The 18,099-nt window shown below is 67.7% G+C and carries 21 protein-coding genes; 7 read left to right on the top strand and 14 right to left on the bottom strand.

From position 1 onward, the window contains the following. The first annotated feature begins 69 nt into the window (after positions 1-69). Genes argB through dapD form a run of 3 tightly spaced genes read left to right on the top strand, consistent with a single transcriptional unit; the run spans position 70 to position 2,536 of the window. Entirely contained in the window at positions 70-999 is a 930-nt protein-coding gene (gene argB, locus AC3ISA_RS06060; protein WP_135194182.1) for an acetylglutamate kinase, read from the top strand. Continuing rightward, the gene (locus AC3ISA_RS06055; RefSeq protein ID WP_489179751.1) at positions 996-1,670 is read left to right on the top strand and encodes a pyrimidine 5'-nucleotidase; all 675 of its coding nucleotides are present in this window, start codon (positions 996-998) and stop codon (positions 1,668-1,670) included. Before argB ends, AC3ISA_RS06055 begins: the two co-directional genes overlap by 4 nt. Continuing rightward, a complete protein-coding gene (gene dapD, locus AC3ISA_RS06050; RefSeq protein ID WP_312595560.1) occupies positions 1,667-2,536 on the top strand; it encodes a 2,3,4,5-tetrahydropyridine-2,6-dicarboxylate N-succinyltransferase in 870 nt (289 codons plus the stop codon). Before AC3ISA_RS06055 ends, dapD begins: the two co-directional genes overlap by 4 nt. Here the strand turns inward: dapD and AC3ISA_RS06045 are convergent, their stop codons facing one another. The 8 genes from AC3ISA_RS06045 to AC3ISA_RS06010 form a co-directional block, all read right to left on the bottom strand. After that, positions 2,537-3,874, bottom strand: coding sequence for a sensor histidine kinase (locus AC3ISA_RS06045; RefSeq protein ID WP_489179750.1), 1,338 nt, complete (start codon positions 3,872-3,874; stop codon positions 2,537-2,539). Between the two features lie 163 nt (positions 3,875-4,037). Next, positions 4,038-4,538, bottom strand: coding sequence for a YciE/YciF ferroxidase family protein (locus tag AC3ISA_RS06040; protein WP_489179749.1), 501 nt, complete (start codon positions 4,536-4,538; stop codon positions 4,038-4,040). 101 nt (positions 4,539-4,639) lie between these two features. Continuing rightward, positions 4,640-5,629: a UDP-glucose 4-epimerase GalE gene (gene galE, locus AC3ISA_RS06035; RefSeq protein ID WP_489179748.1), complete on the bottom strand. Its 990-nt coding sequence runs from the start codon at positions 5,627-5,629 to the stop codon at positions 4,640-4,642. 96 nt (positions 5,630-5,725) lie between these two features. Continuing rightward, positions 5,726-7,663, bottom strand: a complete 1,938-nt coding sequence (gene thrS, locus AC3ISA_RS06030; protein WP_489179747.1) for a threonine--tRNA ligase — start codon at positions 7,661-7,663, stop codon at positions 5,726-5,728. After that, positions 7,660-7,911 (bottom strand): membrane protein insertion efficiency factor YidD, encoded by a 252-nt coding sequence (yidD, locus tag AC3ISA_RS06025; RefSeq protein ID WP_489179746.1) that lies wholly within the window; start codon positions 7,909-7,911, stop codon positions 7,660-7,662. The genes thrS and yidD overlap by 4 nt, the downstream gene beginning before the upstream one ends. 95 nt (positions 7,912-8,006) lie before the next feature. Beyond that, positions 8,007-8,462: an iron-sulfur cluster assembly scaffold protein gene (locus tag AC3ISA_RS06020; RefSeq protein ID WP_489179745.1), complete on the bottom strand. Its 456-nt coding sequence runs from the start codon at positions 8,460-8,462 to the stop codon at positions 8,007-8,009. Positions 8,463-8,678: 216 nt separating this feature from the next. After that, positions 8,679-9,338 (bottom strand): HAD-IA family hydrolase, encoded by a 660-nt coding sequence (locus AC3ISA_RS06015; protein ID WP_489179744.1) that lies wholly within the window; start codon positions 9,336-9,338, stop codon positions 8,679-8,681. A gap of 42 nt (positions 9,339-9,380) precedes the next feature. Next, the gene (locus AC3ISA_RS06010; RefSeq protein WP_489179743.1) at positions 9,381-10,217 is read right to left on the bottom strand and encodes a tetratricopeptide repeat protein; all 837 of its coding nucleotides are present in this window, start codon (positions 10,215-10,217) and stop codon (positions 9,381-9,383) included. 85 nt (positions 10,218-10,302) lie between these two features. On the opposite strand from AC3ISA_RS06010, the gene AC3ISA_RS06005 reads away from it, so the two are divergent. Beyond that, a complete protein-coding gene (locus AC3ISA_RS06005; RefSeq protein ID WP_489179742.1) occupies positions 10,303-11,685 on the top strand; it encodes a leucyl aminopeptidase family protein in 1,383 nt (460 codons plus the stop codon). 83 nt (positions 11,686-11,768) lie between these two features. Then, positions 11,769-12,551, top strand: coding sequence for a C40 family peptidase (locus AC3ISA_RS06000; protein WP_489179741.1), 783 nt, complete (start codon positions 11,769-11,771; stop codon positions 12,549-12,551). Here the strand turns inward: AC3ISA_RS06000 and mmcB are convergent. From mmcB to thpR, 4 genes are read right to left on the bottom strand one after another with little or no spacing between them, the layout of a single operon-like run. Next, on the bottom strand, positions 12,548-12,991 hold the full coding sequence (gene mmcB / locus AC3ISA_RS05995) for a DNA repair putative endonuclease MmcB (RefSeq protein WP_489179740.1): 444 nt from the start codon (positions 12,989-12,991) through the stop codon (positions 12,548-12,550). The genes AC3ISA_RS06000 and mmcB overlap by 4 nt on opposite strands. A gap of 46 nt (positions 12,992-13,037) precedes the next feature. Next, positions 13,038-13,562 carry a lipocalin family protein gene (locus AC3ISA_RS05990; protein ID WP_489179739.1) on the bottom strand — a complete coding sequence of 175 codons (525 nt, stop codon included), beginning with the start codon at positions 13,560-13,562 and terminating at the stop codon, positions 13,038-13,040. A 57-nt stretch (positions 13,563-13,619) separates the two neighbouring features. Beyond that, entirely contained in the window at positions 13,620-14,204 is a 585-nt protein-coding gene (locus tag AC3ISA_RS05985; RefSeq protein WP_489179738.1) for a GNAT family N-acetyltransferase, read from the bottom strand. Then, entirely contained in the window at positions 14,201-14,740 is a 540-nt protein-coding gene (thpR, locus tag AC3ISA_RS05980) for an RNA 2',3'-cyclic phosphodiesterase (RefSeq protein WP_489179736.1), read from the bottom strand. The genes AC3ISA_RS05985 and thpR overlap by 4 nt, the downstream gene beginning before the upstream one ends. Positions 14,741-14,870: 130 nt before the next feature. On the opposite strand from thpR, the gene AC3ISA_RS05975 reads away from it, so the two are divergent. Beyond that, positions 14,871-15,620: a Bax inhibitor-1/YccA family protein gene (locus AC3ISA_RS05975; protein WP_489179735.1), complete on the top strand. Its 750-nt coding sequence runs from the start codon at positions 14,871-14,873 to the stop codon at positions 15,618-15,620. A 57-nt stretch (positions 15,621-15,677) separates the two neighbouring features. On the opposite strand, the gene AC3ISA_RS05970 is transcribed toward AC3ISA_RS05975, so the two are convergent. Both AC3ISA_RS05970 and AC3ISA_RS05965 read right to left on the bottom strand, forming a co-directional pair. Continuing rightward, positions 15,678-16,013, bottom strand: coding sequence for a DUF2794 domain-containing protein (locus AC3ISA_RS05970; protein ID WP_489179734.1), 336 nt, complete (start codon positions 16,011-16,013; stop codon positions 15,678-15,680). A 287-nt stretch (positions 16,014-16,300) separates the two neighbouring features. Further along, positions 16,301-17,632 (bottom strand): trypsin-like peptidase domain-containing protein, encoded by a 1,332-nt coding sequence (locus AC3ISA_RS05965; RefSeq protein ID WP_489179733.1) that lies wholly within the window; start codon positions 17,630-17,632, stop codon positions 16,301-16,303. A gap of 161 nt (positions 17,633-17,793) precedes the next feature. On the opposite strand from AC3ISA_RS05965, the gene AC3ISA_RS05960 reads away from it, so the two are divergent. Next, a complete protein-coding gene (locus AC3ISA_RS05960; RefSeq protein WP_489179732.1) occupies positions 17,794-18,093 on the top strand; it encodes a DUF6356 family protein in 300 nt (99 codons plus the stop codon). Positions 18,094-18,099 lie beyond the last annotated feature (6 nt).

Here is an 18,099-nt window from a genome sequence, read left to right as displayed (position 1 = left end):
GACTGCTTGGCGATGCCCACGACTTAAGTCCGTGACACCGTCCCCATCCCCCGCTATCTCGCGCGCGTGATGAACGAAACAGAACGCCAGTCGGAAGAACGCAGCTGGGAGACGGCGAAGACGCTCGCCGAGGCCTTGCCGTATATTCAGGTCTATGATCGCGAGACCGTGGTCATCAAATACGGCGGCCACGCCATGGGCGAGAGCGCCGTGGCGCGTCAGTTCGCGGCCGATGTCGTGCTGCTGAAGCTGATGGGGGTGAATCCGGTCGTGGTGCACGGCGGCGGGCCGCAGATCAGCGCCATGCTGGAAAAGGCGGGGGTCAAGTCCAGCTTCGTCGATGGCTTGCGGGTTACAGATCCGGCGACGATGGAGGTCGCCGAGATGGTGCTGTCGGGCGCGGTGAACAAGGAAATCGCCCACTGGATCACCATGGCCGGCAAGGAGGCGGACGTGCGCGGCGTCGGTCTGTCGGGCAAGGACGCCGGCCTGCTGACGGTCGAGAAGACCCGCCGGACCAAGCGCGATCCCGACAGCATGATCGAGCACGAGGTGGACCTGGGCTATGTCGGTGAACCGACCAAGGTCGATCCCAAGCTGATCAAGGGCCTGATCGCGTCGGAGACCGAGGACTGGGTGCCGGTCATCGCCCCGATCGGGGTCGCCGAGGACGGACAGACCTACAACGTCAACGCCGACACGGTGGCGGGCGCCATCGCCGGATCGCTGAACGCCAAGCGGATGCTGCTGCTGACCGACGTGCCGGGGGTCAAGGGCGCGGACGGCGACATCATTCGCCAGATGACGCTGGAGGAGGCGCAAGCCCTGATCGACAGCGGCGTCGCCCACGGGGGCATGATCCCCAAGCTGGAGACGGCCATGGCGGCCGTGCGCGCAGGCGTCGAGGCGGTGGTCATCCTGGACGGTCGCCGGCCGCACGCCATGCTGGTCGAGCTGTTCACCGAATTCGGCGCCGGTACCCTGGTGAAGGCATCTTGAGCGATCACCATTCTGCATCCCTTGGGCACGTGCGGGCCTGGGTGTTCGACATGGACGACACCCTGTATCCACGCGAGCAGGGGCTGATGCGGCTGGTGCAGGCGCGGATCAACGCCTTCGTGGTCGAGGCCGTGGGGCTGGATCCCGAGGCGGCGGCGGCGATGCAGCGCCAGTTTCTGGACGAGCATGGCACCACCCTGGCCGGTCTGATGGCCAACTATGCGGTCGATACCGAGCGGTTCCTGCATGAGGTGCACGATGTGCCGCTGGACGGGGTCGAGCCCAATCCACGGCTGGCCGAGCGACTGAAAAGCCTGCCCGGCCGCTGCTACGTCTTCACCAACGGCGCGCGGGAGTATGCGCATCGGGTGCTGGAGCGGATCGGCGTCGCCGATTGTTTCGCTGATGTCTTCGCCATCGAGGACGGTGACCTGACGCCCAAGCCCAACCCCGCCACCTTCCGCCGGATGCTGGAACGGTTCGACATCGACCCGCATCAGGCCGCCTTCTTCGAGGACACGCCCAAGAATCTGGAGCCGGCCAAGGCTCTGGGCATGGCCACGATCCTGATCGGCGACGGCCACGGCAAGCCGATCGGGCCGCACATCGACCATGTGGCCCCCGACCTTCTCGACTTCCTCTCCGACCTGACCTTCAAGGACGCCGCATGACCGATCTGTCGCATCTCGAATCCGTCGTCGAGGCCGCCTGGGAACAGCGCGCCGAGGTGTCCGCCGCCACCCACGGCGAGGTCCGTGACGCCGTCGAGACGGCGCTGGCCCTGCTGGATTCCGGCCAGGCGCGCGTCGCCTCGCGCGGCGAGGACGGCGTCTGGACCACGCATCAGTGGCTGAAGAAGGCGGTGTTGCTGTCTTTCCGCCTGAACGACAACCAGATCATGCGCGCCGGTCCTGCGTCCGTCATGCCGTTGTCGGCGGACCATCCTGCGGCCGTCGGACCCTTCTGGGACAAGGTGCCCAACAAGTTCGGCGACTGGACGGCGGCGGATTATCAATCGGCGGGCTTCCGCTCGGTCCCCGGCGCCATCGTTCGTCACGGCGCCCACATCGCCAGGAACGTCGTGCTGATGCCGTCGTTCGTGAACATCGGGGCCTATGTGGACGAGGGCTCAATGGTTGACGCCTGGGCCACGGTCGGTTCCTGCGCCCAGATCGGCAAGAACGTCCACCTGTCGGGCGGCGCGGGCATCGGCGGCGTACTGGAGCCGCTGCAGGCCAATCCGACCATCATCGAAGACGGCTGTTTCATCGGCGCTCGGGCCGAGGTCGCCGAAGGCGTGATCGTGCGCGAGGGCGCGGTCCTGGCCATGGGCGTCTATCTGTCGGGTTCGACCAAGATCGTGGACCGGGCGACCGGCGAGGTGTTCCGGGGCGAGGTGCCGGCCTATTCGGTCGTGGTGCCGGGTGCGCTGCCTGATCCCAACGGCGGGCCATCGCTTTACTGCGCCGTCATCGTCAAGCGGGTGGACGCCCAAACGCGGGCCAAGACCGGCGTCAACGAACTACTGCGCGACTGATCAGGCGGCCGCGCGGGCGGCTTCGATCTGAGGCGCGTCGAACGTCGCGTGAAGGGTGAAGGTCGATCCCTGGCCGGGGATCGACGTCACCGTGATCTCGCCATCCATCAGGAGGGCCAGACGCTGGCAGATGCTGAGGCCCAGGCCGGTGCCGCCGAACTTGCGCGTGGACGAGCCGTCCACCTGGGAGAAGGGCTGGAACAGGCGCGACAGATCGTCGGCGGCGATGCCGATGCCGGAATCGACGATGCCGAGGCGCAGGGCGACGCGGCCTTCGGCGCGCGGTTCGCTTTCGACGACCAGACGAACCTCGCCTTGCGGCGTGAACTTGATCGCATTGGCCAGAAGGTTGTGCGTGACCTGGGCCAGTCGCAGCGGGTCCATCTTAAGCACGGGCGGAAGGTCGCCTCGAATCTCTGTCGCGAAGGTCAGGCCCCGCGCCTCAGCCTGGGCCCTGAACGGTCCCGTCAGCCGGGCCATCAGCGTGTCGGTCTCGATATCGGCGATGTCGAGTTCCATCTTGCCGGACTCGATCTTGGTGATGTCGAGGATGTCGTTCAGCAGCACCATCAGACCTTCGCCCGAGTTGCGGATCACGCCGACGAACTCCTTCTGGCGGTCGCTGAGTTCGGACATCTGAAGCAGTTGCGCCGCACCCAGCACCCCGTTCATCGGCGTGCGCAGTTCGTGCGAGATGACGCCCAGGAAGTTGGATTTGGCGGCGCTGGCGGCGTCGGCGCGGTCGCGCGCCGTCTCCAGCTCTGCGATCAGTTCGGCTTGGCGCCGGTTCACAGCTTCCAGGTCGCCGTCCTTCATCTGGGTGATGGCGACCTTGATCACCAGGGCCAGGGCCAGGACGGGGACCATGCTGAGCACGACCCAGAAACCCGGCGTGCCCCAAAGGCTGGCGAACAGGATCGCCACGACGATGGAATAGGGGGCGGAGGCGATCAGGGCCTCTCGCGGCGCGGCCCGCATCTGGGTGAAGACCAGGACATAGCCGGCCATCAGCAAAGCGACGCCCAGGGGCACCCCATAGGTTCCGCCATGGAGGAAGGCCAACAGCGGGGCCCCGGCCCAGGCGAAGCAGGAGACGGTGGCTGCAACCAGTTTGATGCGCCCGTGCATCACCGAGTCTGGCATGACCAGACCGCGCTCGACGAAGGTGCGCAACAACCCACCCGATGTAGCCGCCCCGAACCAGATGGCGGCGGTCGCGAGGTCGGTGACGGTGAACAGGGCCAGGGCCCAGCTGGCGATGATCCAGTAACGCATATGACCGGCTGCAATCAGATGTTGCAGGAGGGGGCGACGTTCAGCGGTCTGGGGTTGAGTCATCGTCAGGGTCTCTGGAGCCGATGACGTAACTTGGACTAGCGTCAACTAAGATACGGTGAACGCTCACTTTTGTTGCTAAGCAATGTCCGGTTTCGGACGTTGGGCGCCTGAGTTATGGCGCCCAAAGGAGATGGAGGCGGCCGCGCAGCCGCCTCCGGTCGTATCAGGCGGCGGTCTTCATGGCGGCTGAGTTGATGGCGGCGTCGGCGATGCCGGTCAGGTCTTCGTCGGTCTGGGCTTCCTCCTGCAGGGTCTCGTCCAGCAAGGCGGCCGCGTCCTTCATGCCCAGCACCAGGGCCCAGCGCTTCAGCGTGCCGTAGCGGGTGATCTCATAGTGTTCGACCGCCTGGGCGGCGGCCAGCAGGCCGGCGTCGAGGGCGGGGGTGTCCTTGTATTCCTCCATGATCTCCTCGCCCTCTGCCAGGATGCCCTCGATGGCGTCGCAGGTCTTGCCACGCGCGGGTTTGCCGATCAGTTCGAAGACCTGTTGCAGGCGTTCGATCTGGCCTTCGGTCTGGCCCTTGTGCTTTTCGAAGGCGGCCTTCAGCTCTGGCGATTGCGCCGCACGGGCCATCTTGGGCAGGGATTTCAGGATCTTGCGCTCAGCGTAATAGATGTCCTTGAGCGTGTCGTGGAACAGGGTGTCGAGCGTCTTCTCGGCCATGGTCGTGTCTCTCTTGTGATGGAGCGCGAGGCGCGCCCCACCACAAGCGATCCGTTCGTTTTACGTTCCTGTGCGCGGTTTCGCGCGCCCGGTGTCGAGGCTTAGGCCTCGTGCGCCTCCCGCTCGGCGGCATGCCAGCGCCAGGCCGTGCGAACGATGTCGTCCAGGGTCCGCGTGGGTCGCCAACCCAGAACCTCGCGCGCCCGGCGGTTGTCGGCCACCAGACAGGGGGCGTCGCCGGGGCGGCGGGGCGCGGTCTCGACGGGGAAGGGCCGGTTGGTCGTGCGACGGATGGTGTCGATCAGTTCCCTGACCGTCGTGCCCGTGCCGGTGCCCAGGTTGAAGACCGTCGTCTCGCCGCCGTCCAGCAGGTATTTCACTGCCCGCACATGGGCGTCGGCCAGATCCATGACGTGGACATAGTCGCGCACCGCCGTGCCGTCGCGGGTGTCGTAGTCGTCGCCGAACAGCTTGAATCCCTGGCGCTGGCCCAGCGCCGTCTGGAGCGCCAGCGGAATGGCGTGGGTCTCGGGGTGGTGGCGCTCGCCGATCCTGCAGTCCTCGTCTGCGCCGGCGGCGTTGAAATAGCGCAGGCAGACCGAGCGGAAGCCGGCATAGGCCGAATAGTCGGCCAAGGCCTGTTCGACCATCAGCTTGGACCGGCCATAGGGGTTTAGCGGCGCCTGGGGATGGGCCTCGTCCATCGGCAGATAGACGGGATCGCCATAGGTGGCGCAGGTCGAGGAGAAGACCATCGCCTCGATCCCGCCCCGCCTCGCCGCCTCGATCAGGGTCAGGGCGCCGACGACATTGTTGTCATAGAAGCGACCCGGTTCCTTGACCGATTCCCCGACCTCGATCAGGGCCGCGAAATGCAGGACCGCGACGGGCCTGTGTCTGGCGATCACCGCATCCAGGCGGGCTGCGTCGCGGATGTCGCCGATCTCAAGATCGCCCCACTGGACGAAGGCCGCATGGCCGTTCGACAGATTGTCGTAGACCACCGGCGTAAAGCCGGCCTGGGAAAGGGCCAGGCAGACGTGCGAGCCCACATAGCCGGCGCCGCCCGTGACCAGGATAGTGTTGGACATGCCCGCTCTCCCCTTCGACCCTTGCCGGGACAGACACGGGAGCGTGCTGAAGCCTGACGCCCTACCTTAAGCGACAATCACCGCGAAGGCGCGGCCTCAATCGGCCGCCGTGTCCCGCTTCAGATCGGGCGGAGTCGCCTCGTCGGTCAGGATGCGAACGGCCTCCTCGACCGTGACCAGGGTCTGGGCCTGGGAGCCGAGGCGGCGGATGGCGACCATGCCCTCCTCCGCCTCCTTCCTGCCGACCACGGCGATGACGGGCACCTTGCCGACCGAATGTTCGCGGACCTTGTAGCCGACCTTCTCGTTGCGCAGGTCGATCTCGGTGCGCAGGCCGGCCGCCTTGAACCGGGCCATGACGTCGCGGGCATAGTCGTCGGCGTCGGAGGTGATGGTGGCCACCACCGCCTGCACCGGCGCGAGCCACAGCGGGAAGGCGCCGGCGTAGTTCTCGATCATGATGCCGATGAACCGCTCGAACGACCCCAGGATCGCCCGGTGCAGCATGACCGGCCGGTGTTTCTGGCCGTCCTCGGCGATGTAGGTCGCATCCAGACGTTCCGGCAGGACATAGTCCAGCTGGATCGTGCCACAGGTCCATTCGCGGCCGATGGCGTCCTTGACGATGAAGTCCAGCTTGGGCGCGTAGAAGGCGCCGTCGCCCGGCGTGACGACCGGTTCGGTCCCGGCGGCGCGAGCGGCCTCGGCCATCAGGGCCTCGGCCTTGTCCCAGAATTCATCCGAACCGGCGCGGTTTTCGGGCCGGGTGCCCAGGCTGATGTAGGCGGTCTCCATGCCCAGGTCGGCGTGGACGCTGCGGGCCAGTTTGATGAACTCGGCCGTCTCCTCGACGATCTGGTCCTCGCGGCAGAAGATGTGGGCGTCGTCCTGGGTGAAGCCGCGCACCCGCATCAGGCCGTGCAGCGACCCCGACGGCTCATAGCGGTGGCAGGCGCCGAACTCGGCCATGCGGAGTGGCAGTTCGCGATAGGACCGCTGGCCCTGGTCGAAGATCTGGACGTGACCCGGGCAGTTCATCGGCTTGAGGCTCAGCTCCTCGCCCTCGACCGTCTCGCAGACAAACATGTTGGGACGGTACTTGTCCCAGTGGCCGCTCTGCTCCCAGAACTTGCGGTCCAGCACCTGAGGCGTCTTGACCTCGACGTAGCCGGCGGCGTCCAGACGGCGGCGCATATAGGCCTCCAGCACGCGCCACAGGACCCAGCCCTTGGGATGCCAGAAGACCATGCCCCGGCCCTCTTCCTGCATGTGGAAGAGCTCCATGGCCTTGCCGACCTTGCGGTGGTCGCGCTTCTCGGCCTCTTCCAAGCGCAGCAGGTGGGCGTCCAAATCCTCCTTGGTCGCCCAGGCGGTGCCGTAGATGCGTTGCAGCTGTTCGCGCTTCGAATCGCCTCGCCAATAGGCGCCGGCCAGCTTGGTCAGTTTAAACGCCTTGCCGACGTGGCGGGTCGAAGGGAAGTGGGGGCCTCGGCACAGATCGATCCAGTCGCCCTGCTTATAGAGGGTGATGGTCTCGGCGCCCGGCAGGTCGCGGATCAGTTCGGCCTTGAACTTCTCGCCGCGCGCCTCGAAGAATTTGATGGCTTCGTCGCGTTCCCAGACCTCGCGCTCGAACTTGGCGTCGCGGTCGACAATCTTCGCCATTTGCTTCTCGATGGCGGCGAAGTCGTCGGTCGAGAAGGGTTCCTCGCGGAAGAAGTCATAGTAGAAGCCGTCCTCGATGGCCGGGCCGATCGTGACCTGAGTGCCGGGGAACAGGGTCTGGACCGCCTCGGCCAGGACGTGGGCCGTGTCGTGGCGGATCGTATAGAGGGCGGCGGGATCGTCGCGCATGATCAGGCGGAAGTCGCCGCCGCTCTCCAGCACCCGGCCCATGTCGCGCTGTTCGCCGTTCAGCTCGGCCAGCACGGCCTTCTTGGCCAGCGAGGGCGAGATCGAGGTCGCGACATCGCGCGCCGTGGAGCCTTCGGGATACTGGCGAACCGCGCCGTCGGGGAATTTCAGGTCGATCATGACTGCTGTTCTTTTTGGTCGGTCTTCAGGGGCGGAACCGGATCGTAACCCGACCCGCCGAAGGGATGGCATTTACAGAGCCTGCGCACGGTGAGCCATCCCCCCTTGACCGGTCCATGCTGGATCAGGGCGTCGCGCCCGTAATCCGAACAGGTCGGCAGGAACCGGCACTGCTGGCCGATCAGGGGAGACAGCGTCAGCTTGTAGCCCCGATGGGCCGCGCGCACGCCGCGTTCATAGAGAGACATCACGTCCCTTCGCCGGGGGTTGATGGGGCCGGGGGCTGGATGGGTTCGCCGCGCTTATCCCCTGTCATCGCAGGGGGATCAACCGGTCGTGCCCGTCAGGCCGCCCCGGCGAGACGCGTTCGGGCGGTAAGCGCCGCGTTGACCGCCTCCAGCGTCGCCTCCAGCGAGACCATGGTCGAGGCGTGACGGGCCGGATAATCGGCGACCTGTCTCAGCAGGCGCAGATCCTCGAACCGGCCGGTTGGGCCTTCGCCGCCGGATTTCAGCATGGCGGACATGGCCTCGCGGGCCTCCTGGAGTTCATCGACCGACGCACCGACTACAAACTGACCCAAAACCCCGGCCGCCGCCTGGCCCAGGGCGCAGGCCTTCACGTTCTGGGCGAAGCCGGCGACGCGGCCCTGCTCGTCCAGCGTCACATCGACGGTCGCCCGCGACCCGCACAGTTTCGCCACCCGCTCGCCGGTGCCTTGCGGCGCAGGCAACCGCCCCGCATGCGGCAGGTTCGCCGCCAGCGACAGGATGCGCGCGCTGTAGAGGTCGTCGATCATGGGACGAAGATAGGATGCGCAAGGGCTTGGGGGAAGTCGCAGGAAACCTCTCCCTCCCCGGAACGGGGAGGGTGGCCGAGCGGAGCGAGGTCGGGTGGGGAGGGCAGGGCGACGCCCCACTGACCTGTCCTGCATCCGGCAGTGCGGCCTTGCCAGGCCGCCCCCACCCCGTCGCTGCGCGACGACCCTCCCCGAGGCGGGGAGGGAAATGATGTGTCAGACCTTAAACGTCAGCGTCCCGTCCGCCCCGACCTCAAGCTCCACGTCCGCATAATCCGCCAGCGTGGGATGATCCGTCTCCAACGGGTGCGTCCAGGCGGCGGTGACGACCATCACGTCGGCGCCGGCCGCTTCGCCCGCCTTGATGCCGGCCTCGGCGTCCTCGAACACCAGACAGTCGGCGATGTCGAAGCCCAGGGTCGCGGCAGCCTTCAGGTAGCCGGCAGGGTCGGGCTTGCCGCGTTCGACGTCCTCAGCGGTGATCATGACGGCGGGCGGCGTCACGCCTGCGGCCTTCAGCCGGGCGCGGGCCAAGGGGACTGAGGCGGAGGTGACCACGGCCCAGCGGTCGGGCGGCAGGCGTTTGACGAAGTCGATCGCGCCGGGAATGGGGGCGACGCCCTCCACATCCTCGATCTCGCCTCGCTCTACCCAGGCGACCTCGGCGTCCAGGTCGATGTCGGGCAGGTTCTGGTTGCGGATGGTGTCGATGGCGCGCACCCCGTGCATGACCGACAGCAGGGCCGCGACGTCCAGGCCGTGACGCTCGGCCCATCGGGTCCAGACGCGTTCGGCGGCGAGGGTCGAGGTGATCAAGGTGCCGTCCATGTCGAACAGGAAGGCCTGGTAGGTGCGGGGCGCGGGGAGGGCGGTCATGGCCTCATCCACCACGCGCGCGGGCCGATCGCAACGGGCGGATCAGCCGCCTTGCAGAGAATTCCAGGTGCGGGCGGTGTCGGTCGTCGATGTGTCGGCCGGTGCGCCGCCGCTGGACGGCGCGGCGCCGGCCGTGCCGCGCGCGCGCAGCCAGCGCAGGTTCTGCTCGGCCTGTTCGGGCGGAAGCTCGCGGCGCAGGATCTGTTCGGCCTCGCCCATCTTGCCTTGCAGACCCAGCACCATGGCCAGGTTCTGGCGCACCTTGGCCGAGGCGGTCGGCTGGGCCACGGCGCGGCGCAGCAGGGTCTCGGCGCCCGGCGCATCGCCGTGGGTCAGGGCGGCGGTGGCGGCGTTGGTCAGGACATCGGGATTGTCGGGCGACAGGACCAGGGCCTGGTTCCAGGCGGCATGGGCGTCGTCCACGCGCCGCACCTGCTCATAGGCCACGCCCAGCAGGGAATAGGCGCGCCAGTCGCGCGGCGCCAGGTCGCGGGCCTTTTCCAGCGGCGCCACGCCATAGAAGGCCTGACCCCGCGCGATATGGGCGCGACCCAGCTCCAGCAGGGCGTCGAGATTGTTCGGCTGGACGGTCAGGGTCGCCTGGGCGGCCTCGGCGGCCTGGTCGTAGCGACCCAGTTCGCGCAGGGCTTGGGCCAGCTTCACGCCCGCGACCGCATCGGTCGGGTTGGCCTCCTGCTCCGACGCCCAGAAGACCGAGCGCGACAGGGCGTCCATCCGGTCATAGGTGGCGCGGACTTGCGCCGAGGAAGGCGCACGAGTCTGGCCCGCCGTGGCCGGCGTCGGATCGGCCGCCAGGGCCGATCCGCCGGACAGGGCGATCAGGGCGACGGTTGCGAGAAGGGCGGGCATGCGCGACATGGGTCGGGTCCAGGCGGTCCTTGGGTCTTGCCCCTAGAATCGCCTGTTCAAGTCAACTGATGGTTAACTTCGTTTCGAGGGCCGCATGTCCATCTCGCATCCCCTGCTGGTTTCCGCCCAAGACGGCGACGGCGCGATCCCGATTCGCTTCGTTCAGCCGGGCGGTGCGCTGGACGCCGGGGCGCGCCGTTGGGGCGATCTGCATGGGTTCGAGGCCAAGGGGGGTCAGCTGCTGGTCGTGCCAGGCGCGGACGGCGAGGTCGCCCAGGTCGTGGTCGGGGCGGTGGCGATTTTCGATCCGATGAGCGTACGGGGCCTTTCGGCCCGGCTGCCGGGCGGCCTGTATCGGCTTGAGGTGGCGGCCGAGGACGCGGAACTGGCGACCCTGGCCTTCCTGCTGGGGGCCTATGTGTTCGACCGCTACAAGGCCCGGCCGGATCGGGCGCCGGTCAGGCTGGTCGCGCCGGACGGGGTGGATATCGCCGAGGTCTCGCGCATCGCCGCCGCCTGCGCCCTGGCGCGCGAGATGGTCGATACGCCCGCCGCCGACATGGGGCCGTTGCAGATCGAGACCATTGCCCGCGAGATCGCCGAGAGCGCCGGGGCGACCATCACGGTGGTCGAGGGCGACGCCCTACTGGAAGAGAACTATCCGGCCGTCCACGCTGTCGGCCGCGCGGCCGCCCCGCACCGGGCGCCGCGCATGATCGAGATCGGCTGGAAGCTGGACCAGCCCGCCCTGCCTCTGGTGGCCCTAGTCGGCAAGGGGGTGGTGTTCGACACCGGCGGCCTGGACCTGAAGCCCGCCGCAGGGATGCGCAACATGAAGAAGGACATGGGCGGATCGGCCCACGCCCTGGCTTTGGGGCGGCTGGTGATGCAGGCGGACCTGCCCGTGCGGCTGGTGGTCATTGTGGCGGCGGTTGAGAATGCCGTGTCCGCGGACGCCTTCCGCCCCGGCGACGTGCTGAACAGCCGCAAGGGCCTGACCATCGAGATCGGCAATACCGACGCCGAAGGCCGGTTGATCCTGGCCGACGCCCTGACGCGGGCGGGCGAGCACGAACCCGACCTGACGCTGGACTTCGCCACCCTGACCGGGGCGGCGCGGGTCGCGCTGGGGCCGGAACTGCCACCGCTCTATACCGACGACGAGGCTCTGGCCGCCGGCCTGCTGGCCGCGGCGGGGCAGGTGCGCGATCCCCTGTGGCGGATGCCGCTGTGGGCCGGTTATCGCGCCGCGTTGGACACCGAGATCGCGGACCTGAAGAACGATTCCTCCGCCTGGGCTCAGGCCGGGTCTGTCACCGCCGCCCTGTTCCTGCAAAAGTTCGCCCCAACGACCGGCGCCTGGGCGCACATGGACATCTTCGCCTGGAATCCCCGCGCCCGCCCCGGCTTCCCCGAAGGTGGCGAGGCCCAGGCGCTGAGGGCCTGCTTCCACCATCTGAGAACGCGGTTTTGTTGATTTTCTTTCGCAAAAGCGTCGGCCGTTAACGGCCCCTAAGCCATCGGGGGATAAGGCTGTGGGCTCAATCACGCGAGTTCACGTTGACCGACGTCCTCGATCTTCTTCCGCCCGGCGACCGTCTTGCTCGCCCCGACCTCGCCGAACAGGCGCTGGAAGGGCTGGTGCGTGCGGACGCCTATCGCGCGACCGAGGCCATGCATTGCCGCGTGGCCGTGGCGGACATCTTTTCTGACGAAGCCGGCCGGATCGACCAGCTTCTGCATGGCGAAATCTTCGACGTTCTTGATCGGGACAACGGCCGGGCCTGGGGCCGGGCGCGCCGGGACGGCGTGGTCGGCTGGGTCGTGCTGGACAGTCTGTCGAGCGGCGCGCCGCTGGCGACGCATCGTGTCGCGGCCGTTGACGCCGCCCTGCCTTTGAATGCCTTGGTGGTTGAAGCTGCGGGTCTGACCGAGGATGCTTTGCGGCCGGTGGGTGAGTTCGAGACCGATCTGGTCGCCGTGGCCGAACAGCTGCTGGGTCGCCCGCATGAGTTGGGCGCCCGGTCTTCGATCTCGACCGACTGTTCCGGTCTGGTGCAGCAGGCGCTGCTGGCGTGTGGTCTGCCGGGTCCACGCCGGTCGGACGCCCAGGCCCAGCTGGGGCGGGCGGTCTCGGCCCCGGACATCAGTCGCGGCGACATCGCCGTCTGGCTGGCGCCGAACGGCGACCAAGGCTGGACCGGCCATTCGGCCCTAGTGTTGGACTGTGAGCGGATCATCCACGCGACAGGCGGCAAGGGGGTGGTCATCGAACCTCTGGCCGAGGTCGAGGCGCGTTTTGTCGCCGACGGTTTCGCCGCCGCCGTCTTCCGCCGCCTTTAATCTCTCAAGGTCCGCATCGCCCCCAGCCGTGCGAAGGCCAGGGTCAGGGCCTTGCGGCGCGCCGGCGCCAGCATCATCGGCGGCGCCTCGCGCACCACCGCCCCGCCGAACCCGTCGGCGACGATCAGGCCCGGCTCGTCCGGCAGGATGTCTTGCGGAAACTCGGGCGCGACGGCGAAATAGAAGGCGTCGCAGAACGGCCCGTACTCATGCCATTTACGGTCGACCCGGTAGTCGTCGACGCCCGACTTGACCTCGCAGATGACGATGTCGCCCTTGCGTCCGATGGCCATGACATCGGCGCGGCGACCGTTGGGCAGGCAGACTTCCAGCAGGGGCGCATACCCCATGTCCATCATCAGCCGCGCAGCCCCGCGCGTGACCGACTGGGTGGTCTCGGGACGGCTGAAAACGAGTTCGAGATGGGCGACGGCGGACATGCCGACAGCTTATGTTCCGCCTACGTTCCCATCGCAAGCGGCGCCTTTACAGGCCGGTGTGCACCAGGCGGCCGGTGGTGAAGCCCAAGGCGCGGACACGGGTCAGGATGCGGTCGCGCTCGGCCTGGGACGCATTCTGATTGCGGTGCCAGATCCACCAGTTCGACTTGTCCGGCAGGCCCATGATAGCCCAGCTGTAGTCCGGCGCATGGTCGTAGACCCAGTAGTTCTGACCCGCCAGGCCGCCGAAGCTGAGCAGCCCGGTCAGGCTGAACCGGAACTTGGCGTTGGTCGTGGTGTCGGTCACGCGGGCGTTGGCGCGCAGCACCTCGACCTTGCCGTCGGCGCGCCGGGTGCAGGTCACGGCGATGGCATAGCGGTCGGCCGCATCGCGCGGGGTGAAGTCGATCTGGGCGCGGCTGCAGTCCTTCTGGACATTGTTGTGATTGCGCTCGATCTCGAACCAGCGGCCGTCGAAGCGCGCCAGATCGACGTTCGACGCCTGGGCGAAGGCCGTGGCGGGCAGGAAGGCCAGGGCGGCGGAAGCGGCGATCAGGCTGGCGCGAAACATGGGCATATCCTCGTTCGATCTGGAGGGGATACGCCGCATCGGCGCGATCGGTTGCCTTTACCGCTTCAGACGCGAGCGATTGACCGCCCATTCATCGCGCGTCTGGCCCCACAGATCGACGGCGTGGTCCTGAAGCGGTTCGGGCAGGACGCCCGGCCCGCGATTGCGCGATCCCAGCCGCGTCGCCACCCCGGCGGAGGCCAGATTTTCGGGGTCGATGCAGTGGATCACGTCGTCCCAACCCAGCACGTCGAAGGCGTAATCCATCGTCGCGGCGGCGGCCTCGACCGCATAACCCTTGCCGGTCGCGTCGCGATGCAGGCTCCAGCCCACCTCGCGGCCGGGCCAACCATAGGGATGCAGCGGCCCGATCCGGCCCAGCCACAGGCCGGTGGATTTTTCCAAGATGGAGAACATGCCCTCGCCGGTCAGGGCCCACATGCCGGCGATGGTGCAGATCATGCGCCAGACAGTGGGCGCGGGCTGGACGCCGCCGATGAAGCGAGCGGTCTCGGGATCGGCCATGAACGCGGCCCAGCGTGGAAAGTCCTCGACCGCCGGCGGCCGCAGGATCAGCCGCTCGGTCTCCAGCGTCGGACCCAGGGTCACATGGGGTGCAACGACGTAGGCAGCAGCGGTCACAGCAGATACTCCCGCTCAAGCTCGTAATGGCTGCCGCTGTCGGTCAGGACGCTGGAATACAGGCCGAAGCGATCGATGCGGATCGGCGGCGAGTGCAATAGATTGTGTCCCGCCATCCAGGCGCCGATGCGGTCGGGATTGGTCTGGGTCTTCAGATAGGCCAGGGTCACGTGCGGCTTGTAGGTGCGCGCCTCCATCTTGATCCCCGCCCGTTCGCCGGCCGATTTGCAGCGCCCCGCCAGCACCGACAGCCGCTCGTTGGGCGTCTCGACGCCTGCCCATAGGGTATGGTTGCGGTGGTCGTCGCCGAAACAGCCGACGCCCTTCAGCGCGATCTCGAACGGCCCGCCCGCCACGCGCGCCAGTTCCGACGCCAGGTCGTCGGCGCGGCGTTCGTCGGTTTCGCCATAGAAGGACAGGGTGACGTGCAGGGCGTCCAGCGGGCGCCAGCGGGCGCCGGGCAGGCCGGATTGACGCCGCTTCAGCGTCTCTCCGACATCGGGCGGCAAGGTCAGGGCGGTGAACAGGCGAAGCATGCGACCGAAGGTAGCGGCCGGAACAACGGCCTCCAAGTCCGGTTTTCCTTGCAGCGGGGGCCTCGGCTCACGATATTCAAACCCTGTGACCGGAGAAGCCTCTCCGGCCAATCGGAGAAAGTTCGTCGCCATGAGCGATTTCAACAACGGCTACGCCCGTCCTCTGCCGCAGACGGCCGACATGTCGGTCGACGCCGGCCTGCGCAGCTTCATGCTGGGCGTCTACAACAAGCTGGCCCTGGGCCTGGTGGTCGCCGCCGCCCTGGCCTACGTCACCGGCAACGTCCCGGCGGTGCAGCAGCTGCTGTTCGCCCAGACAGCAGACGGCCGGATCGGCCTGACGATGCTGGGCATGATCGTTCAGTTCTCGCCTCTGGTGATGCTGTTCGGCTCGATGTTCTTCATGAAGAACCCGTCGGCCAAGGGCGTGAACCTGCTTTACTGGGCCGTGGTCGCCACCATCGGCGCGGGCCTGGGCATCGTCTTCCTGCGCTACACCGGCGCCTCGCTGGCCTCGACCTTCCTGGTCACGGCGGCGGCGTTCGGCGGTCTCAGCCTGGTGGGTTACACCACCAAGAAGGACCTGACCGGCATGGGCACCTTCCTGATCTTCGGCGTGATCGGCCTGGTCATCGCCTCGGTGGTGAACATGTTCCTGCAGTCGGGGACCTTCTATCTGATCATCTCGGGCCTGGGCGTGCTGATCTTCGCGGGCCTGATCGCCTACGACACGCAGCGTCTGAAGATGACCTACTACCAGCTGGGCGGCGACCAGAATGCGATGGGCGTGGCCACCGGCTTCGGCGCGCTGAGCCTGTTCATCAACTTTGTGAACCTGTTCCAATTCCTGCTGGCCTTCATGGGCGGCAACCGGAACTAAGCTCTATCGCAAGACGGATACGGAAAGGGCCCCTCGCGGGGCCCTTTCTTTTTGACCTCAGTCCACCACCTGGAACCGACGTCCGTCGAAGACGCGCAGCACCTGGGCCAGGTCGCGGCCGCGTTTCAGGATTTGCCCGCCTTCGCCGATGACGGCCCACTGGCCCTGGCGGGTCTGGAGGGCGGGGCGTTTTTCGATCCGGTAAAGCGGGGCGTCGCCGGTGCGGCGGAAGACGGCGAACTCGGCGAAGTCCTTGTGGCCCACGATTCCGTAGTCGCGCCATTCGCCTTGTGCGACCATGCGGCCATAGACCCGCAGGATCGGGTCCAGCTCGCGGCGGTCGAAGAAGACGGGGCCGGCGGTGGGCGCCGCCTCGTGAGGGTTCATGCTCATACCCTCAACTTAAGGGCACGACGGCCCGGCGCCAGTGGGCGCAAGGAAAACGACGCAGACACGAAATGGCCCCGTTTCGGTCCTTCGCCCGCCCGGTTGGGCGACGAAATATCGATCATCGGCTCGTCGGAGTTCGGAAGCGTCCCGGATCCTGAACAGCCCCCCCAGCCCCCCTGGATGTTTCCATGAAGGGCTCCGGCGGCCGATGCTTCCTCCAAGCGAGCGCCCGCCCTGCCTTTCCCCTCCCCCTCCCTGGCAAGGCGGGCGTTTCGCTGTCTGGACCCCGGCTAAAGCGACAGGGTCAGGTTTAGGGTCTCTCCATTCCGCAGCACGATCGCCTCGACCGAGCCCGTCGCGCCTTGCAGGGCGGTGGCGGCCGCCTGGGCGTCGGCCACGGCTGCGCCGCCGATGGCGGTAATCAGGTCGCCGGCCGTCAGCTCGGCCTGGGCGGCGGGCGAGCCGGCGGAGACGGCCGTGACCTGGGCGCCGCCGTCCTGATCTTTCAGAGTTGCACCATAGGCCAGCACCCACTGGGCGCCGACGACGACAGGCTGGTCCACGGGCGTCTCGACCGACAGGGTCGTCGTGGCGTCGCGACCGCCCCGCAGATAGGAAACGCTGAGGTCCGAGCCGGGCGCGGCGATGCCGATGGTGGCGTTGACCGAGCCGGCGTTGGCGACGGGGCGGCCCTGGATGCGGGTGATGACGTCGTTGTGGCGCAGGCCCGCGCGCTCGGCCGGCGATCCCGGCGCGACGTCGGCGACGACCGCGCCACGCACGATGCCCAGGTGCAGCTCGCGCGCCCGTTCGGCGTTCAGCGAGCCGAAGATGGCCCCGGTCTCGCCGCGCTTGACCTCGCCGTTCTTCTTCAGCTGGTCGGCGACATACAGCATGATCCGCGTCGGCACGGCGAAGGCGATGCCGTCGTTGCCGCCGCCCAGGCCGCCCGACAGGATCGAGGTGTTGATGCCGATCAGCCGGCCCCGGCTGTCCAGCAGCGGCCCGCCGGAGTTGCCCGAGTTCACGGCCGCGTCCGTCTGGATATAGTCCTCGACCGCGTCGCCCAGGCCCGAGCGGTTCAGGCCCGAGATGACGCCCATCGTGAGGGTCTGGTCCAGGCCCAGCGGATAGCCGACGGCGAAGGCCAGGTCGCCGGTGCGCAGGGTGTCGGAATCCACCGTCTGGACCTGTTTCAGGTTCAGCGGTCGGCCGTCGGGCACGATGCGCAGCACGGCGATGTCGGTGGCCTTGTCCGCCCCCACCAGGACGGCGTCGAACAGGCGGCCGTCGGTCAGGTCGACGGTGAACTTGCGCCCGCCCTCGACCACGTGATTGTTGGTGATCAGCAGGCCCTCGGCCGCATCGAGGATGACGCCGGAGCCGGAGGCATAGGGTTTGGGATCGGTCGAATCCGAGCTTGGGCCGCGCGACTGGCCCAGGGTCGTGACCTGCACCACCGCCGGAAGCGAACCCTCAAGCCCCGAAGAGAAGCTGAACACGCCACGCCGGGCGTCATAGGGCAGGCTGGCGGCGCCCGACTGGGCCAGCACCGGCGACGCCGAGGCCAGCAGGGCGAGCGCGAGGGCCATGGAGGAGACGGCCTTGAGGCGGATCGGCATGAGCATTCCCTTGATCGAGCGGTGACCCTAGCCCGAGTTTTTGTTTCTGACGATGGCCCTGATACTCGATGGGCGGGCGGAATGAACAGATCGCGACAGGGGTTGCGTCCGGCGCCGTACGGCGTGACCATAGGGACGACGAAACAGGGAAGGCCGCCGCCATGAGCCAGACGACGATCAATCGCAGCCGTTCGGGTTCGACGCCGTTCGACCGCCTGTTCCGCGACCACCCGCGCGAGGTCGACGAGACCTATGTCCAGCATATGGTCGCCTCGGCCGGGTTCGGCTTCAAGCTGCTGCGTCTGGCGGGCGCCGCCTTCGCCCACGCCGTCGTGCCGGGCGTGCACAAGGCCACCGTCTCGACCGCGATCCGCAGCATGGCCAGCGACATGGGCGGTCGGGCGGAAGAGGCGCGCGAGACCCGGATGCGCGACGCCGGCGTCTGGGACGTGGGGCTCTAAAGCCGC

This window comes from Brevundimonas sp. KH_058, from assembly GCF_057838505.1.
Note: the sequence above shows the minus strand (reverse complement) of the source record. Positions and strands in the feature narration are given on the sequence as shown.

Excerpts from the sequence above, each read along its gene's own strand:
- AC3ISA_RS06020 (WP_489179745.1), bottom strand. The coding sequence starts at position 8,462 with ATGATCGACGACCTCTACAGCGCGCGCATCCTGTCGCTGGCGGCGAAC.
- AC3ISA_RS06045 (WP_489179750.1), bottom strand. The coding sequence starts at position 3,874 with ATGACTCAACCCCAGACCGCTGAACGTCGCCCCCTCCTGCAACATCTG.
- AC3ISA_RS05975 (WP_489179735.1), top strand. The coding sequence starts at position 14,871 with ATGAGCGATTTCAACAACGGCTACGCCCGTCCTCTGCCGCAGACGGCC.
- AC3ISA_RS05970 (WP_489179734.1), bottom strand. The coding sequence starts at position 16,013 with ATGAGCATGAACCCTCACGAGGCGGCGCCCACCGCCGGCCCCGTCTTC.
- AC3ISA_RS06010 (WP_489179743.1), bottom strand. The coding sequence starts at position 10,217 with ATGTCGCGCATGCCCGCCCTTCTCGCAACCGTCGCCCTGATCGCCCTG.
- AC3ISA_RS05965 (WP_489179733.1), bottom strand. The coding sequence starts at position 17,632 with ATGCCGATCCGCCTCAAGGCCGTCTCCTCCATGGCCCTCGCGCTCGCC.
- dapD (WP_312595560.1), top strand. The coding sequence starts at position 1,667 with ATGACCGATCTGTCGCATCTCGAATCCGTCGTCGAGGCCGCCTGGGAA.
- thpR (WP_489179736.1), bottom strand. The coding sequence starts at position 14,740 with ATGCTTCGCCTGTTCACCGCCCTGACCTTGCCGCCCGATGTCGGAGAG.
- galE (WP_489179748.1), bottom strand. The coding sequence starts at position 5,629 with ATGTCCAACACTATCCTGGTCACGGGCGGCGCCGGCTATGTGGGCTCG.
- AC3ISA_RS05960 (WP_489179732.1), top strand. The coding sequence starts at position 17,794 with ATGAGCCAGACGACGATCAATCGCAGCCGTTCGGGTTCGACGCCGTTC.
- AC3ISA_RS06015 (WP_489179744.1), bottom strand. The coding sequence starts at position 9,338 with ATGACCGCCCTCCCCGCGCCCCGCACCTACCAGGCCTTCCTGTTCGAC.
- mmcB (WP_489179740.1), bottom strand. The coding sequence starts at position 12,991 with ATGTCCGCCGTCGCCCATCTCGAACTCGTTTTCAGCCGTCCCGAGACC.
- AC3ISA_RS05990 (WP_489179739.1), bottom strand. The coding sequence starts at position 13,562 with ATGTTTCGCGCCAGCCTGATCGCCGCTTCCGCCGCCCTGGCCTTCCTG.
- AC3ISA_RS06040 (WP_489179749.1), bottom strand. The coding sequence starts at position 4,538 with ATGGCCGAGAAGACGCTCGACACCCTGTTCCACGACACGCTCAAGGAC.
- argB (WP_135194182.1), top strand. The coding sequence starts at position 70 with ATGAACGAAACAGAACGCCAGTCGGAAGAACGCAGCTGGGAGACGGCG.
- AC3ISA_RS06005 (WP_489179742.1), top strand. The coding sequence starts at position 10,303 with ATGTCCATCTCGCATCCCCTGCTGGTTTCCGCCCAAGACGGCGACGGC.
- yidD (WP_489179746.1), bottom strand. The coding sequence starts at position 7,911 with ATGTCTCTCTATGAACGCGGCGTGCGCGCGGCCCATCGGGGCTACAAG.
- thrS (WP_489179747.1), bottom strand. The coding sequence starts at position 7,663 with ATGATCGACCTGAAATTCCCCGACGGCGCGGTTCGCCAGTATCCCGAA.